General features: G+C 68.4%; 14 protein-coding genes. 7 read left to right on the top strand and 7 right to left on the bottom strand.

What is annotated here, in order from left to right:
* The first annotated feature begins 23 nt into the window (after positions 1-23).
* A complete protein-coding gene (locus ACV22V_RS13235) occupies positions 24-266 on the top strand; it encodes a hypothetical protein (protein ID WP_059691412.1) in 243 nt (80 codons plus the stop codon).
* Between the two features lie 16 nt (positions 267-282).
* Here the strand turns inward: ACV22V_RS13235 and rfaE2 are convergent, their stop codons facing one another.
* The 6 genes from rfaE2 to ACV22V_RS13205 form a co-directional block, all read right to left on the bottom strand.
* Entirely contained in the window at positions 283-768 is a 486-nt protein-coding gene (rfaE2, locus tag ACV22V_RS13230) for a D-glycero-beta-D-manno-heptose 1-phosphate adenylyltransferase (RefSeq protein WP_059451616.1), read from the bottom strand.
* A gap of 162 nt (positions 769-930) precedes the next feature.
* Positions 931-1,809 (bottom strand): ferritin, encoded by an 879-nt coding sequence (locus ACV22V_RS13225; protein WP_059451551.1) that lies wholly within the window; start codon positions 1,807-1,809, stop codon positions 931-933.
* A 484-nt stretch (positions 1,810-2,293) separates the two neighbouring features.
* The gene (locus tag ACV22V_RS13220) at positions 2,294-3,520 is read right to left on the bottom strand and encodes a patatin-like phospholipase family protein (RefSeq protein ID WP_059523987.1); all 1,227 of its coding nucleotides are present in this window, start codon (positions 3,518-3,520) and stop codon (positions 2,294-2,296) included.
* Between the two features lie 24 nt (positions 3,521-3,544).
* Positions 3,545-4,297, bottom strand: coding sequence for a PhaM family polyhydroxyalkanoate granule multifunctional regulatory protein (locus tag ACV22V_RS13215; protein ID WP_059523985.1), 753 nt, complete (start codon positions 4,295-4,297; stop codon positions 3,545-3,547).
* A gap of 79 nt (positions 4,298-4,376) precedes the next feature.
* Positions 4,377-5,204, bottom strand: coding sequence for an enoyl-CoA hydratase/isomerase family protein (locus ACV22V_RS13210; protein ID WP_448014144.1), 828 nt, complete (start codon positions 5,202-5,204; stop codon positions 4,377-4,379).
* A 129-nt stretch (positions 5,205-5,333) separates the two neighbouring features.
* On the bottom strand, positions 5,334-6,326 hold the full coding sequence (locus ACV22V_RS13205) for a fumarylacetoacetate hydrolase family protein (RefSeq protein ID WP_448014143.1): 993 nt from the start codon (positions 6,324-6,326) through the stop codon (positions 5,334-5,336).
* A gap of 126 nt (positions 6,327-6,452) precedes the next feature.
* Between ACV22V_RS13205 and ACV22V_RS13200 the strand changes: the two genes are divergently transcribed.
* From ACV22V_RS13200 to metH, 5 genes are all read left to right on the top strand, one after another.
* Positions 6,453-7,328 carry an IclR family transcriptional regulator gene (locus tag ACV22V_RS13200; protein ID WP_059523979.1) on the top strand — a complete coding sequence of 292 codons (876 nt, stop codon included), beginning with the start codon at positions 6,453-6,455 and terminating at the stop codon, positions 7,326-7,328.
* 117 nt (positions 7,329-7,445) lie between these two features.
* Positions 7,446-8,696: a DUF3108 domain-containing protein gene (locus tag ACV22V_RS13195; protein WP_448014141.1), complete on the top strand. Its 1,251-nt coding sequence runs from the start codon at positions 7,446-7,448 to the stop codon at positions 8,694-8,696.
* 245 nt (positions 8,697-8,941) lie between these two features.
* Entirely contained in the window at positions 8,942-9,199 is a 258-nt protein-coding gene (locus ACV22V_RS13190; protein WP_006477667.1) for a BTH_I0359 family protein, read from the top strand.
* Between the two features lie 180 nt (positions 9,200-9,379).
* Entirely contained in the window at positions 9,380-10,447 is a 1,068-nt protein-coding gene (locus ACV22V_RS13185) for a homocysteine S-methyltransferase family protein (protein ID WP_059523975.1), read from the top strand.
* A 46-nt stretch (positions 10,448-10,493) separates the two neighbouring features.
* Entirely contained in the window at positions 10,494-13,211 is a 2,718-nt protein-coding gene (metH, locus tag ACV22V_RS13180) for a methionine synthase (RefSeq protein ID WP_059691409.1), read from the top strand.
* A gap of 117 nt (positions 13,212-13,328) precedes the next feature.
* Here metH and ACV22V_RS13175 read toward each other — a convergent pair whose 3' ends face one another.
* Complete coding sequence (locus tag ACV22V_RS13175) at positions 13,329-13,652, bottom strand: DUF1840 domain-containing protein (protein WP_059523970.1); 324 nt, start codon at positions 13,650-13,652, stop codon at positions 13,329-13,331.
* Between the two features lie 201 nt (positions 13,653-13,853).
* Here ACV22V_RS13175 and argS point away from each other — a divergent pair, with 201 nt between their 5' ends.
* Positions 13,854-15,635: an arginine--tRNA ligase gene (argS, locus tag ACV22V_RS13170; RefSeq protein ID WP_059523968.1), complete on the top strand. Its 1,782-nt coding sequence runs from the start codon at positions 13,854-13,856 to the stop codon at positions 15,633-15,635.
* Positions 15,636-15,677 lie beyond the last annotated feature (42 nt).

The following is a 15,677-nucleotide window of genomic DNA, read 5'->3' as shown; positions in this document are numbered from 1 at the left end:
AACAACGACGAGGAGTGTCGACGATGCTGCGCTGGCTGATCGCTGTTCTCATTCTCGCGAACCTGCTTGCGTTCGTCGCCGTGCGCGGCGTGTTCGGGCCGCTGCCGGCGGCCGGCCCGCGCGAACCGGGCGTGCTGTCCCGGCAGGTTCGGCCCGATGCGTTGCATGCGATGCCGCTCGCGCAGGCGAGCGATCAGCCCGTGATCGGCGGTCCGATCGGCGCGCCGGCCGTGCCGGCCGAGCCGCTCGCGGCATCCGCGCCCTGACGGCGCGGCACCCGGATCAGGACTGCTGCGCGCGCACCTTCTTCAGCAGCGCGGTGGTCGAGCGGTCGTGCTCGAACGGAATCGCGAGCGCCCGCCCGCCCCAGCCGCGCACGATGGCCGATTCCGGCAGCGCGTCCATGTCGTAGTCGCCGCCCTTCACGAGAATGTCCGGACGGACGGCCTCGATCAGCGACACCGGCGTCTTTTCCTCGAATTTCACGACCCAGTCGACGCTTTCCAGCGCCGCGAGCAGCGCCATCCGGTCTTCCTCGCGGTTGATCGGACGGTCGTCACCCTTGCCGAGCATGCGCACCGACGCATCGCTGTTCACGCCGACGATCAGGCACGCGCCGAGCGCCTTCGCATCGGCGAGATACGTGACGTGGCCACGGTGCAGGATGTCGAACACGCCGTTCGTGAACACGACGGGCGAAGGCAGCGAAGCGCGCAGGGCAACGAGGGCGTCGCGGGTGATCAGCTTGCGTTCGAAGGTAGCGGACATGATGAATTTCGGATGGCGTGAGCGGCGCGCGGTGCACGTCGCGACGGAACACGGCGGCGCCAGAGAAAAAGCCCGCCGGATGGCCGGGCGGGCTTCATGCGGGAATACACTGCGGCGATCGCGACCGGCGGCGCTTCACGCCGGCTGCGATGCCGCGCGGCCTCAGGCCGGTTGCGCGGCCGACGACGGGCCGCTTTCGGACTGCAGGCGGCCGGTGACTTCCTTGCGGTAGCGGTTCAGCTCCTGGGCGGTCGCGAACGTGCGCTCGAACAGGATCGACAGGTTGTGCAGGATCCGTTCGACGACCTTCTTTTCCCACTCGCCGTCGAAGCGGATCTGCTCGTCGAGCCAGCGCTCGAGCCATTCCGGATCGGGCAGGCGCGACTGCACGGTGTCGCGCGGGAACAGCGCCTGGTTCACGTGCAGGTTGGTCGGGTGCAGCGGCTTCTCGGTGCGGCGCGCCGACGCCATCAGCACGCCGATTTTCGCGAACGCCGCGCGCGCGACGTCGCCGCAATTGTTCAGCGCCTTCTTCATGTAGCGCAGGTATGCGCCGCCATGGCGCGCTTCATCGCGCGAAATCGTTTCGTAGATGTGCTTGATGACGGGCTCGGTGTGCCAGTCGGCCGCGCAGCGATACCAGTGGTTCAGGCGAATCTCGCCGCAGAAATGCAGCATCAGCGTCTCGAGCGGCGGCGCCGGATCGAACTCGAAGCGCACCGCGTGCAGTTCCTCTTCGGTCGGCACCATTTCCGGCCGGAAGCGGCGCAGGTATTCCATCAGCACGAGCGAATGCTTCTGCTCCTCGAAGAACCACACGCTCATGAACGCGGAAAAGTCGCTGTCGTGCTGGTTGTCGCGCAGGAACATCTCCGTCGCGGGCAGCGCCGACCATTCGGTGATCGCGTTCATCTTGATCGTCTTCGCCTGCTCGTCGGTGAGCAGCGAAGCGTCGAACTTGTCCCACGGAATGTCCTTCTCCATGTCCCAGCGGACAGCTTCGAGCGACCTGTAAAGTTCCGGATAAAGCATGGTGTTCATGATGGTCCCACCCCTGTTCTGCGCAATGCGACTTCTCTAAACGTGACTGTTGCCGCGTGGGCGCGCGAGCGCGCCTTTTGCAGCCAAGACTCTAATTTTACGCGTGTATCCAGCCCCCGGACGCAGTTTCCGCGTCCGGCAACCGGGCGGCCGCGCCGCCGCCTTGAAGCACGCCGCGGCCCCGCTCTGCTCGAACGGTACCGGCCGCGCGTGCCTGATGTGGGGGCCGGCGCAGGCCGGCTCGGTGGCGAGCCCGCCCGGCGCCACGCGGTTCCCGGACGGGTTCCCGTGCGACCGCCGGACCGGCGGGCTGCTCGATATGGTGTATACGGCGGCGGCCATGATAGCACGCGCGCATGACGGTTCCGAGACGTGGAGCCGGTCGCGCGCCGCCAACGTCGGTGCGGCGATCGGTCGCGGGCGGCCGTCGCGAAAACGCAACCGATATGTAAGTTTCATCCGTTTCGGCCCCGCTCCGCGCGCGTCAGACCCGTATTTCGCCGGTCGCGCGGCCGCTCTCCGGCGGCAGGCCGGATGCCGGCCCGCTGCCGCCGTCGGCCCCCGCGATCCAGTTCGCCAGCGTGTCGCGCTGCGCGCGCCCGTCGCGATAGCCGAGCTCGATCAGCTCGCGCGTGAAGGCCTCCTCGAACAGCAGGTAGCTCGCGAACGACGCGCCGGCCGGCTGGCTGCCGCCGATCGCGCCGAGCAGCCCGCGCATCGTCGCCGGCATCTGCTTCAGGTGTTTCGCGGCGATCAGCTCGATGCGCTCGGACGGTGCGATCGCGAGCACGTCGACGTGCCGCCAGCCGCTGTCCACTTCGACCTGGTGCGGCAAATGCTCGATCATCTGATTGATGTGCTCGATCCGCTCGATGTCCGAGCCGATCGAGTCGAGAAACACGCTCGCGAGCACCTGCTGGCCGATCTGCGCGAGCGTCGGGTAGCCGCGCACCCGTCCCGAACCGTTCGCGGCCGGGATCTCGGGCCGCGGGTCGGCCGCGCCGACGACGACGATCCGGTTCGCGCCGAAGTGAATCGCCGGCGACAGCGGCGCGACCTGCCGGATCGAGCCGTCGCCGAAATATTCGATCTGGCCGTCGAGCACGAGCGGCACGGCCGGAAACACGAACGGAATGGCCGACGACGCAAGCAGGTGCGATGCCGACAGATCGACGAGCCGCGCGGTGCGCTGCGCGCGCCGCCAGGCCTGGATCGGCTCGGCGGCCTGGTAGAACGTCAGGTGCCGGCCGCTCGAATAGCTGAGCGCCGTCACCGAGAGCGCGTGCAGCAGTCTGCTCTCGAGCATCTGCTCGATCCGGTGAAAGCTCAGCTCGCGCTGCAGCAGATGTGCGAGCGGCGCGTTGTCGAGCAGCCCGCGCGGCGACCGGCGCGCCGCCCAGCCGAAGGTCATCGTCGCGAGCCAGCGTGCGCCCGCCGCCGCGATGCCGAGCCAGTCGGTGCGATACACGTAGTCCGCGCGCAGCGGTTCCCAGAATTCGAGCAGACGGCGCACGCCGTGCGAAAAGTCGTCCGCGTGGCTCGCGATCGACGTCGCGTTGATCGCGCCGGCCGACGAGCCGCAGACAACCGTGAACGGCACGGTGTGCCGGTTCGGATCGGCCTCGCGCGCGATCTCGGCCAGCGCCTTCAGCACGCCGACCTGATAGGCGGCACGTGCGCCGCCTCCCATCAGCACGAGCGCGAGCCGCATGATCGACCTGCTATCCGGTTGGCGTCACGTCGAGCGCTTCGGCGGACGCGTTTCGGGCGACGAGGCGGCCGCCGCGCGCGCCGCGGCCGAGCCGGCCGGCTTCGCACGCTTCGCGGCCGGCTTGCGCGGCGCGGCGGCCGCGGCCGGTGCGGGCTGCTCCGCCCGCGCCGTCGATGCGGCCTGCCCGGACGGCGCGGCGCCCGCCTCCGCGGGCTGCGCGCCCGGCTGCGTCATCGCGAGGCTCGCGAGCTGGTTGAACTGCGCCTGCAGCAGGTTCCACCAGCCGGCGGGATCGAACGCCTGCTGCGCGGCGTCGCCTGCGGGCGGTTCGTCAGCCGCGGCAGCGGCATCCGGTGCTTGCGGCGCATCGGCGCGCGGCGCGGACGCCGCTTGCGCGGCCGCGGCCGCCGCCTCCTCGGCCGCCGACATCGAGCTTTGCGCGAACGCGCCGAACGCGCGCAGCGTCGCGAGCGTCGCGCGCTGCACCTCGAGCGCCTGGATCGCGGACTGCAGCATGCCGAGATTGAGCTTGAGCCACTGCTCGACCGCGCGCAGATCGGTGATCCGCTTGTCGAGCTCCTCGACGCTCGTGAGCGGCGCCATCATGTCGGACATGCTCGACAGCGACGGCGGCAGCCCCGACGCGGCGCCGGGAAACGACGCCATCCCGCCGAACGGCGACATCCGCATCATGTCCCACATCCGGTCGAGCATGTCGGCAGGCTTGAAACCGGCAAAGCCGGCGAAAGGATTGGAGCCGGAGGCATCGGTCGTCATACGGGCATCCTGGTTGACTGGGTGGGCGATGCGGCCGGCACGAGTCGCGCGGCCGCCCTTGATCCGATCATAACGCGCGTCAGAACGGTGCGTCGCCGGGGAAATCGGGCGGGCGCCGCTCGCGCAGCGAGCGGATGCCTTCCTGCACGTCGGGCCCCGAGAAGCCCATGAATTCGAGCGCGAGCGACGTATCGAAGGTCGGCCCGGCGCTGCGCAGCCAGTTGTTCAGCGCGTACTTGGTCCAGCGGATCGCCGACTGCGACCCGTGCGCGAGCCGCTCCGCGACCTCGTACGCCTTCGGCAACAGGTCGGCCGGCTCGACCGCGAGCGACACGAGACCGATCCGCTCGGCCTCCTCGCCGCTCACCGGTTCGCACAGCAACAGGTAATACTTCGCCTTCGCCATCCCGCACAACAGCGGCCACACGATCGCCGCGTGATCGCCGGCCGCGACGCCGAGCCGCGTATGGCCGTCGATGATGCGCGCATCCTTCGCGGCGATCGAGATGTCGGCGAGCAGCCCGGCGACGAGCCCCGCGCCGACGGCCGGGCCGTGCATCGCGGACACGATCGGCTTGCTGCAATTGATCACGTTGTAGACGAGGTCGCGCGCCTCGCGCCACACGCGGGCGCGCACGTCGAAGTCGTTCGCCATCGCCTCGACGAGCGCGAGATCGCCGCCCGCCGAAAAGCCCTTGCCCTCGCCGCGGATCACCGCGACGCGCGTGCCGGGATCGCGGTCGACGTCGCGCCAGATGTCGGCGAGCTCGCGATGCATGCGCTCGTTCGCGGTCGCGAGGCCGCTGCGGTTCGCGCCCTCGCCGCTCATCACGATGTCGAGCACGCCATGAGCGCGGCGCGTCACCTTCAATGCTTCGTAACCGCCGTACGCGGCGAGATCGGTCATGCGCAGCTCCCGGGTTCTTGAAATGCTGAAACGCCTGAATCGAGTGTAGCCAAGCCCGCGCGGGCAAACATCAGGCGAAACCCGGCGCGCGGGCCGGAGCCGGGCTTCGCGCCGAGATTCGCGCAGACGTCAGGCCGCGCCGTCGGGCGGGGCGACCGACTGCTCGATCGCGCCGAAGATCGACTTGCCGGCCGCGTCGAACATCTCGATGCGCACGGTGTCGCCGTAGCGCATGAATTCGGTCTGCGGCGCGCCGTGCTCGATCGTCTCGAGGCAGCGCTTCTCGGCGATGCAGCAGTAGCCGCGCTTCGCGTCCTTGTTCGACACCGTGCCCGAGCCGACGATCGAGCCGGCACGCAGGTTGCGCGTCTTCGCCGCATGCGCGATCAGCTGGCCGAAGTGGAACACCATGTCGGTGCCCGCGTCGGGCTGGCCGACCTTCCTGCCGTTCCAGTGGACGATCATCGGCCGGTGCACGCGGCCTTCGCGCCATTCGTCGCCGAGCTCGTCGAGCGTCACCGCGACCGGTGCGAACGCGGTGGCCGGCTTGCTCTGGAAGAAACCGAAGCCCTTCGCGAGTTCGGCCGGAATCAGGTTGCGCAGCGACACGTCGTTCACGAGCGTGACGAGCCGCACGGCCCTCAGCGCGTCGTCGGGCGATGCGCTCATCGGCACGTCGCCGGTGATCACCGCGACCTCGGCCTCGAAGTCGATGCCCCATTCTTCGGACGGGCACACGATGTCGTCGCGCGCGCCGAGGAAATCGTCGCTGCCGCCCTGGTACATCAGCGGATCGGTCCAGAACTCCGGCGGCATCTCGGCGCCGCGCGCGCGGCGCACGAGCTCGACGTGGTTCACGTACGCGGAGCCGTCGGCCCACTGGAACGCGCGCGGCAGCGGCGCCATGCAGTTCGCCGGGTCGAACGCGAACGCGTTGCGCGCGCGGCCGTGGTTCAGCGCGTCGTACAGATCGCGCAGTTGCGGCGCGTAGAACGCCCAGTCGTCGAGGACGCGCTGCAGCGTCGGTGCGATCGCATCGGCGATCGCCGCGGTGTGCAGGTCGCGCGACACGACGATCAGCTGGCCGTCGCGCGTGCCGTCCTTCAGCGATGCAAGTTTCATGGGGTGTCTGCCGTTGTAGTGACGATGGAGGGAATCTATTTTACGATGGTGAATCCGTGCGGCGCGCCACGATCGTGCGCGCCGTTTTCGTCCCGACCCTTGCCGCCTTGTCGCGCCCCGTTGCCCATGCCCGCCAGCCCGCTTCCCGACGACGATCTCGCCGATTCCGACACCGACGACACCGGCTCCGGCGAGCACGGCGAAGGCGGCGAGAAGGTCCGCTCCGGCATCCAGTCGATCGAGGTCGGCTTCCGCCTGCTCGACGTGCTGACGAGCGAGCCGCGCGCGATGATGCTGCGCGATCTCGCGCAGCGCGCGGGCATGAGCCCGGCGAAGGCGCACCGCTATCTGGTCAGCTTCTCGCGGCTCGGCGTCGTGTCGCAGGATCCCGTGTCGGGCCGCTACGAACTCGGCGGCTTCGCGCTGCAGATGGGGCTCGCGCGGCTCGCGCGCGTCGACGGCGTGAAGCTCGCGCGGATCGCGCTGACCGAGTTGCGCGACCGCGTCGACCAGACGGTCGGCATCGCGGTGTGGGGCAACCAGGGGCCGACGATCGTGCACTGGATGGAATCGAGCCACCCCGCGAAGGCGTCGCTGAAGCTCGGCGACGTGATGCCGCTGCTCGGCTCCGCGACGGGCCTGCTGTTCGCCGCGTACCTGCCGCGCAGCAAGACCGCGGCGATGCTCGAACGCGAGCTCGCCGATACGCGCCGCTCGCCGCATCACGGCGGCCCGCGCACGCTCGACGAGGTCGAGGCGGTGCTCGCCGACGTGCGCGCGCATCAGGCCGCGCGCGTCGAAGGGATGCTGCTGCCGACGATCCATGCGTTCTGCATGCCGGTGTTCGATGCGGTCGGCGAACTCGCGCTCGCGATCGTCGCACTCGGCCAGGAAGGCATGTTCGACATCGCGTGGGGCGGCGAGATGGACACCGCGCTGCGTGCATGCGCGCAGAAACTGTCTTACGAACTCGGCTATAGTCCGGACGCGCGCGACGCCTGACACGCGGGGCGTGCGACACCCGCGCGATGTACCGCGAACGCGCGGCGCACCCGGCGGTCCGATGGCTGTGACGCGCGCCGCGCGCCACGACTGCCCCAACCCTGTTCCGTTTCGCCGATGCCGCCTGCCGACACCCGTCCTCGTCACGCCCTGCCCCGCCACTGGCTGCGCGTGGGCGTCGCGCTCGTCGTCGTGCTGGTGCTGCACGCGCTCGCGGCGTTGTGGCTGACGCGCAGCCGCGATGCGTTCACGCCGCCCGCGCCCGCCGAAATACCGGTGCAGATCGAGCTGCTGAAGCCGCGGCCGATCGAACGCCAGCCCGCGCCGAAGCCCACCGAACATCCCGCCGAGCCAGCGCCGGCGAAGCCGGCCCCCGCCGCGCCGAAGCCTGCGGCGAAACCCGCGCCATCGCCCGAGCCGGTCCTCACGTCGACGCAGACGGCCGAGCAAGGCGAGCCGCCGCCGGCCGCCGCCTCCGCGGCCTCTGCCGCGAGCGGCGCGGCAGGCGCATCCGGCACGCAGGCGGCATCGGCCGGCGAAGCCGGTAGTGCCGCGACGCCGGGCCCCGCGACGAGCGGCGTGAAGTTCGCCGCGCCGCCGCCCGGCGACCTGCAGTACGACACGTTCTACAACGGCATGCAGAACATGATCGGCACGATCCACTGGCGCACCGACGGCCGCACCTACGACCTGTCGGTGTCGATGCCCGTGCCGTTCGTCGGCCCGTTCAGCTACCGCAGCGAAGGCCGCATCGACGCATTCGGCGTCGCGCCCGACCGCTATGTCGAGAAGCGCGGCAAACGGCCCGAGGACATCGCGATCTTCAACCGCGAGATCCGCCAGGTCGTCTTCACGCGCACGCCGAACAACGCGCCGCTGCCCGACGGCGTGCAGGACCGCTTCAGCATGCTGATGCAGCTGTCGGGGCTCGTGCGCGGCAATCCGTCCGCGTATCGGCCGGGCGTCACGCAGCAGTTCTTCGTGATCGACAACAACAACGGCGAGACCTGGCCGATCACGGTGATCGGCGACGAGGACGTGCAGACGCAGGCCGGCATCGTCCGCGCACGCCACTTCATGCGGCTGCCGCGCCGCGACGGCGACACGCGCCGCATCGACATGTGGCTCGCGCCGTCGCTCGGCTGGCTGCCCGCGCGGCTCGTACAATCGGAACCGAACGGCTCGCAGATCGAGCTGCTGTGGCACGGCCGGCTCGCCCCGCCCGATGCGCCTGCCGATGGCGCGACGCAAGGCGCAACGAACGCGCCTGCCAGCGCACCGGCCGCGGAGCCGGCACAACCCGCGCCGACGCCCGCCGAGCAGGCGCCAGCGGTTGTGCCGCCGGCAGCGTCGCAGCCCGAGCAGTGACGATCGACCAATCGGCAATTTCGACCGATTAAAGCTCTCGCCAAAATGGCCGATGACACTCTTTAACAACTATTTCGGTGCACCGGATCACAATAAGAAACGTTTGACAGATATCGGCTTCTAACCCGATACACCCCACGCAAACGGGAGAACGGGGTGTGCAGCGCAAGCCCCTTGAAACCGGCAAGGCCTGCCCCACCTACGGGACAACAAGGCCAGATGCCACTGCGAAGAGGAGTGCCGCCATGCAAATGATCTACAACAGCCCCAACTACTGCGTCGTCGAATTTGCGCCGCAGGCCGGCCACCATCTGATGAATGCCGGCGGATACGAAATCGTCGACAAGAACGCGCAGCGCGAGATCTTCATCGACGGCGAGCTCGCCGAGCGATTCCGCGCACACGTGAAGCAACTGATCGAGGATGAACCGTCGCTCGACGAAGTGGACGAATTCCTCGGACAGTTCGACAGTCTGATGATGATGCCCGTCGTCCTGCACTGACGACCCGCGGCCCGGCGCATCGCCGGGCCATTCGCCGCGTTCGAGCGGCGCCGCGAGCACTCCGATCCAAGCCCCCGTCCGGTTCGCCGGGCGGGGGTTTTCGTTTGTTGGCGCGGGCCGGGCGGCGCCCCGGCGCACCGGCTACAATGACGGTTTTCCCGTCTTCGCCGCTCTTCCGCCATGTCCGCGACCCCTCTCGCCGCTTCCGCCCCGCTCGACGCGCCCTACACGCGCGGCGCCGACCTGCCCGCGCTGCTGAAATCGCGCATCCTGATCCTCGACGGCGCGATGGGCACGATGATCCAGCGCTACAAGCTCGACGAGGCCGCGTATCGCGGCGAGCGTTTCAAGGATTTCCCGCGCGACATCAAGGGCAACAACGAACTGCTGTCGCTCACGCAGCCGCAGATCATCAGCGAGATCCACGACCAGTACTTCGCGGCCGGCGCGGACATCGTCGAAACCAACACGTTCGGCGCGACGACGGTCGCGCAGGCCGACTACGGGATGGAAGACCTCGTCGTCGAGATGAACGTCGAATCGGCGCGGCTCGCGCGCGAATCCGCCGCCCGCTACAGCACGCCGGCCAAGCCGCGCTTCGTCGCGGGCGCGATCGGGCCGACGCCGAAGACGGCGAGCATCTCGCCGGACGTCAACGACCCGGGCGCGCGCAACGTCACGTTCGACGAATTGCGCAACGCGTATTACCAGCAGGCGAAGGCGCTGCTCGACGGCGGCGTCGACCTGTTCCTCGTCGAGACGATCTTCGACACGCTGAACGCGAAGGCCGCGCTCTTCGCGCTCGACGAACTGTTCGAGGACACCGGCGAGCGCCTGCCGATCATGATCTCGGGCACCGTGACCGACGCGTCGGGCCGCATCCTGTCGGGCCAGACGGTCGAGGCGTTCTGGAATTCGCTGCGTCACGCGAAGCCGCTCACGTTCGGCCTGAACTGCGCGCTCGGCGCGGCGCTGATGCGCCCGTACATCGCCGAGCTCGCGAAGCTGTGCGACACCTACGTGTCGTGCTACCCGAACGCGGGCCTGCCGAACCCGATGAGCGACACCGGCTTCGACGAGACGCCGGACGTCACGTCGGGCCTGCTGAAGGAATTCGCGCAGGCCGGGCTCGTGAACCTCGCGGGCGGCTGCTGCGGCACGACGCCCGAGCACATCGCCGAGATCGCGAAGGCGCTCGCCGACGTGAAACCGCGCCGCTGGCCGAGCCAGTACAGCGACGCCGCCTGACCGACCGCCCCAACGCCCGCCCTACCTCATACGAATTCGCACCGCCATGACCGATCACATGATGCGCCTTGCCGGCCTCGAGCCGTTCAACGTCACGTCCGGGACGCTCTTCATCAACGTCGGTGAACGCACCAACGTCACCGGCTCGAAGGCATTCGCGCGGATGATCCTCAACGGCCAGTTCGACGAGGCGCTCGCCGTCGCGCGCCAGCAGGTCGAGAACGGCGCGCAGGTGATCGACATCAACATGGACGAGGCGATGCTCGATTCGAAGGCGGCGATGGTGCGCTTCCTGAACCTGATCGCATCCGAGCCGGACATCGCGCGCGTGCCGATCATGATCGACTCGTCGAAGTGGGAAGTCATCGAGGCGGGCCTCAAGTGCGTGCAGGGCAAGGCGATCGTGAACTCGATCTCGCTGAAGGAAGGCGAGGAAGCGTTCCGCCACCACGCGAACCTGATCCGCCGCTACGGCGCGGCCGCGGTCGTGATGGCGTTCGACGAGACGGGCCAGGCCGATACCTACGAGCGCAAGACCGAGATCTGCAAGCGCTCGTACGACTTCCTCGTGAACGAAGTCGGCTTCCCGCCGGAAGACATCATCTTCGACCCGAACATCTTCGCGGTCGCGACCGGCATCGAGGAGCACAACAACTACGCGGTCGACTTCATCGAGGCGACCCGCTGGATCAAGCAGAACCTGCCGTACGCGAAGGTGAGCGGCGGCGTGTCGAACGTGTCGTTCTCGTTCCGCGGCAACGACCCGGTGCGCGAGGCGATCCACACCGTGTTCCTGTATCACGCGATCCAGGCGGGCATGGACATGGGCATCGTGAACGCGGGGCAGCTCGGCGTGTATGCCGATCTCGACCCGGAACTGCGCGAGCGCGTCGAGGACGTGATCCTGAACCGCCGCGCGGATTCCACCGACCGCCTGCTCGAGATCGCCGACAAGTTCAAGACCGGCGCCGCGAAGAAGGAGGAGAACCTCGAGTGGCGCAACCAGCCGGTCGAGAAGCGCCTCGCGCACGCGCTCGTGCACGGCATCACGAACTTCATCGTCGACGATACGGAAGAAGCGCGCGCGGCCATCGCCGCGGCCGGCGGCCGCCCGATCAACGTGATCGAAGGCCCGCTGATGGACGGGATGAACATCGTCGGCGACCTGTTCGGCCAGGGCAAGATGTTCCTGCCGCAGGTCGTGAAGTCGGCGCGCGTGATGAAGCAGGCGGTCGCACACCTGATTCCGTTCATCGAGGAAGAGAAGCGCCTGCTCGCCGAAGCAGGCGGCGACGTGCGTGCGAAGGGCAAGATCGTCATCGCGACCGTGAAGGGCGACGTGCACGACATCGGCAAGAACATCGTGTCGGTCGTGCTCCAGTGCAACAACTTCGAAGTGGTCAACATGGGCGTGATGGTCCCGTGCAACGAGATCCTCGCGAAGGCGAAGGTCGAGGGCGCGGACATCATCGGGCTGTCGGGCCTCATCACGCCGAGCCTCGAGGAAATGGCGTACGTCGCGTCCGAGATGCAGCGCGACGACTACTTCCGCGTGAAGAAGATTCCGCTCCTGATCGGCGGCGCGACGACCTCGCGCGTGCATACGGCCGTGAAGATCGCGCCGCACTACGAAGGCCCCGTCGTCTACGTGCCGGACGCCTCGCGCTCGGTGTCGGTCGCGTCGAACCTGCTGTCGGACGAAGGCGCGGCGAAGTACCTCGACGAACTGAAGTCCGACTACGAACGGATCCGCGACCAGCACGCGAACCGCAAGGCGCAGCCGATGGTCACGCTCGCCGAAGCGCGCGCGAACAAGACGAAGATCGACTGGGCCGGCTACCAGCCCGTGAAGCCGAAGTTCATCGGCCGCCGCGTGTTCCGGAACTACGACCTGAACGAGCTCGCGAACTACATCGACTGGGGCCCGTTCTTCCAGACCTGGGACCTCGCGGGCCCGTACCCGGCGATCCTGAACGACGAGATCGTCGGCGAATCGGCGCGGCGCGTGTTCTCGGACGCGAAATCGATGCTCGCGCGCCTGATCCAGGGCCGCTGGCTGACCGCGAACGGCGTGATCTCGCTGCTGCCGGCGAACACGGTCAACGACGACGACATCGAGATCTACACCGACGAGTCGCGCTCGGAAGTGCTGATGACGTGGCGCAACCTGCGCCAGCAGAGCGTGCGTCCGGTGGTCGACGGCGTGATGCGCCCGAACCGCTCGCTCGCCGACTTCATCGCGCCGAAGGAATCGGGCGTCGCCGACTACATCGGGATGTTCGCGGTCACGGCCGGGCTCGGCGTCGACGTGAAGGAAAAGCAGTTCGAAGCCGACCACGACGACTACAGCGCGATCATGCTGAAGGCGCTCGCCGACCGCTTCGCGGAAGCGTTCGCCGAGGCGATGCACGCGCGCGTGCGCCGCGAGCTGTGGGGCTATGCGAGCGGCGAGACGCTCGACAACGATGCGCTGATCGCCGAAAAGTACGCGGGCATCCGCCCGGCGCCCGGCTACCCGGCGTGCCCCGACCACCTGGTGAAGCGCGACATGTTCGACGTGCTGCAGGCGAACGAGATCGGCATGAGCGTGACCGATTCACTGGCGATGCTGCCGGCGGCCAGCGTGTCGGGTTTCTACCTCGCGCACCCGGACAGCACGTATTTCTCGGTCGGGAAAATCGGTCAGGATCAGCTCGAGGACTACGCGCAACGCATGGCCCTGTCGCTCGACGACGCGCGCCGCGCGCTCGCGCCGCAGCTCTGATCGATGCGCGACCGGGGCGGCCTCGGCGCCTTTTGATCAGACAAATAAAAAGCCCGCGTCGCGCGGGCTTTTTCTTGCCTGATCAATCCTGCGGCCGCGTCGGCCGGGCAACGAAGCTCAGAAGCCCCAGTGCACGTCGGCCTCGCCGGCCTTCGCTTCACGCAGCATCGTGAGGAACGGCGCGACGCGCTGCGCCAGGCTCGGCGGCACTTCGTGGTGCGCGTGGTCGTCTTCGTCCTCGTGGAAATGGCCCGCGTGCTCGGCGCGCTCCTGCTTCGCCTGCGCGACAGCGCCTTCCAGCTTGGCGATCGCGTGGTCCAGTTCGTCGTGCGTAATGACGCCGCGTTCGCCCAGCTGCTTGCCGACGAGGCCCAGCACGTATACGGCGAAATCCTTCAGCACGTCGAGATCCTGTGCCGCCTTGCTCTTGAACGTAATCATGACAATTCCCTTTTCATCTTGTTGTGCCCGCGCGGCGCAGTTGGGGGGACGCCGGCAGACCGGCGTCCGGCCTCGCGGACGCGGGGCGCCTGAGCGGCATATTAGCACCTGTTAAAATTCTGCGATCCCTGAAACGCGCGCTTAAAAAGCGCGCCGGCCGGCCGGCGTTTCCGGTCGCCACCAACGAAGCCTTCTACCAGCATGCTGCCAGCACACAAACAGACCCTCGAAGCCCTGCTCGCGGATAGCGTCACGCAGGTCGCACACGCGCTGAAAGGCGCCGACGCGGCATTCGTCACCCCGGCCATCACGCTGGAGCGCCCGAAGGTCGCCGCGCACGGCGACGTCGCGTGCAACGTCGCGATGCAGCTCGCCAAGCCGCTCGGCACGAACCCGCGCCAGCTCGCCGAGAAGATCGTCGCCGCCCTCACGGCCCAGCCGGCCGCGCAAGGGCTCGTCGACGCGGCCGAAATCGCCGGCCCCGGCTTCATCAACCTGCGCCTGACGGCCGCCGCGAAACAGGCGGTGATCGCCGCCGTGTTCGACCAGGGCCGCGCATTCGGCACGTCGGAGCGCGAAAAGGGCAAGCAGGTGCTGCTCGAGTTCGTTTCGGCCAACCCGACCGGCCCGCTGCACGTCGGCCACGGCCGCCAGGCGGCGCTCGGCGACGTGCTCGCGAACGTGATCGCGAGCCAGGGCTACGCGGTGCACCGCGAGTTCTACTACAACGACGCCGGCGTGCAGATCGGCAACCTCGCGATCTCGACGCAGGCGCGCGCGCGCGGCCTGAAGCCGGGCGACGCGGGCTGGCCGGAAGCCGCGTACAACGGCGAATACATCGCCGACATCGCACGCGATTACCTGAACCGCGAGACGGTGGCCGCGAAGGACGGCGAGCCGGTCACCGGCGCGGGCGACATCGACGATCTCGACGCAATCCGCAAGTTCGCGGTCGCGTACCTGCGTCACGAGCAGGACATGGACCTGCAGGCGTTCGGCGTAAAATTCGACCAGTACTACCTCGAGTCGTCGCTGTACAGCGAAGGCCGGGTCGAGAAGACGGTCGACGCGCTGATCAAGGCCGGCATGACCTACGAGCAGGACGGCGCGCTGTGGCTGCGCACGACCGACGAAGGCGACGACAAGGATCGCGTGATGCGCAAGTCGGACGGCACGTACACGTATTTCGTGCCGGACGTCGCGTACCACGTGACGAAATGGGAGCGCGGCTTCACGAAGGTGATCAACATCCAGGGCTCGGACCACCACGGCACGATCGCGCGCGTGCGCGCGGGCCTGCAGGGCCTGCACGTCGGCATTCCGAAGGGTTATCCCGACTACGTGCTGCACAAGATGGTCACCGTGATGCGCGACGGCCAGGAAGTGAAGCTGTCGAAGCGCGCGGGCAGCTACGTGACGGTCCGTGACCTGATCGAATGGTCGGGCGGCGCGGCGCCGGGCCAGGAAGCGGCACCCGACCTGATCGACGAGGCGACCATCACGCGCGGCCGCGACGCGGTCCGTTTCTTCCTGATCTCCCGCAAGGCCGACACCGAATTCGTGTTCGACATCGACCTCGCGCTGAAACAGAACGACGAGAACCCGGTCTATTACGTCCAATACGCGCACGCGCGGATCTGCTCGGTGCTCAACGAACTGAAGTCGCGCTACAACGTCGAGGCGGCGCAGCTGCCCGGCGCCGACCTGTCGCAGCTCACGAGCCCGCAGGCCGTGTCGCTGATGCAGAAGCTCGCCGAGTATCCGGACATGCTCACGCACGCGGCGAACGAACTGGCGCCGCACGCGGTCGCGTTCTACCTGCGCGATCTCGCTGGTGAATTCCACTCGTTCTACAATGCGGAGCGCGTGCTGGTCGACGACGAAGCGCCGCGCAACGCGCGCGCCGCGCTCCTCGCCGCGACCCGGCAGGTGCTCGAGAATGGTCTGGCGGTGCTCGGCGTGTCCGCGCCCGCCAAGATGTAAGCGGCCCGAACCGGGCTGCGAATGGCCGCAGCGGGCGCCGCC

Source organism: Burkholderia sp. AW33-5 (assembly GCF_053427615.1).
This window is presented reverse-complemented; position numbering and strand designations above follow the sequence as displayed.

Bases quoted from the DNA above. Each gene is read 5' to 3' on its own strand.
- ACV22V_RS13200 (WP_059523979.1), top strand. From the start codon at position 6,453: ATGCCCGCCAGCCCGCTTCCCGACGACGATCTCGCCGATTCCGACACC.
- ACV22V_RS13215 (WP_059523985.1), bottom strand. From the start codon at position 4,297: ATGACGACCGATGCCTCCGGCTCCAATCCTTTCGCCGGCTTTGCCGGT.
- metH (WP_059691409.1), top strand. From the start codon at position 10,494: ATGACCGATCACATGATGCGCCTTGCCGGCCTCGAGCCGTTCAACGTC.
- ACV22V_RS13225 (WP_059451551.1), bottom strand. From the start codon at position 1,809: ATGAACACCATGCTTTATCCGGAACTTTACAGGTCGCTCGAAGCTGTC.
- ACV22V_RS13220 (WP_059523987.1), bottom strand. From the start codon at position 3,520: ATGCGGCTCGCGCTCGTGCTGATGGGAGGCGGCGCACGTGCCGCCTAT.
- ACV22V_RS13185 (WP_059523975.1), top strand. From the start codon at position 9,380: ATGTCCGCGACCCCTCTCGCCGCTTCCGCCCCGCTCGACGCGCCCTAC.
- rfaE2 (WP_059451616.1), bottom strand. From the start codon at position 768: ATGTCCGCTACCTTCGAACGCAAGCTGATCACCCGCGACGCCCTCGTT.
- ACV22V_RS13210 (WP_448014144.1), bottom strand. From the start codon at position 5,204: ATGACCGATCTCGCCGCGTACGGCGGTTACGAAGCATTGAAGGTGACG.
- ACV22V_RS13205 (WP_448014143.1), bottom strand. From the start codon at position 6,326: ATGAAACTTGCATCGCTGAAGGACGGCACGCGCGACGGCCAGCTGATC.
- ACV22V_RS13175 (WP_059523970.1), bottom strand. From the start codon at position 13,652: ATGATTACGTTCAAGAGCAAGGCGGCACAGGATCTCGACGTGCTGAAG.
- ACV22V_RS13195 (WP_448014141.1), top strand. From the start codon at position 7,446: ATGCCGCCTGCCGACACCCGTCCTCGTCACGCCCTGCCCCGCCACTGG.
- ACV22V_RS13235 (WP_059691412.1), top strand. From the start codon at position 24: ATGCTGCGCTGGCTGATCGCTGTTCTCATTCTCGCGAACCTGCTTGCG.
- ACV22V_RS13190 (WP_006477667.1), top strand. From the start codon at position 8,942: ATGCAAATGATCTACAACAGCCCCAACTACTGCGTCGTCGAATTTGCG.
- argS (WP_059523968.1), top strand. From the start codon at position 13,854: ATGCTGCCAGCACACAAACAGACCCTCGAAGCCCTGCTCGCGGATAGC.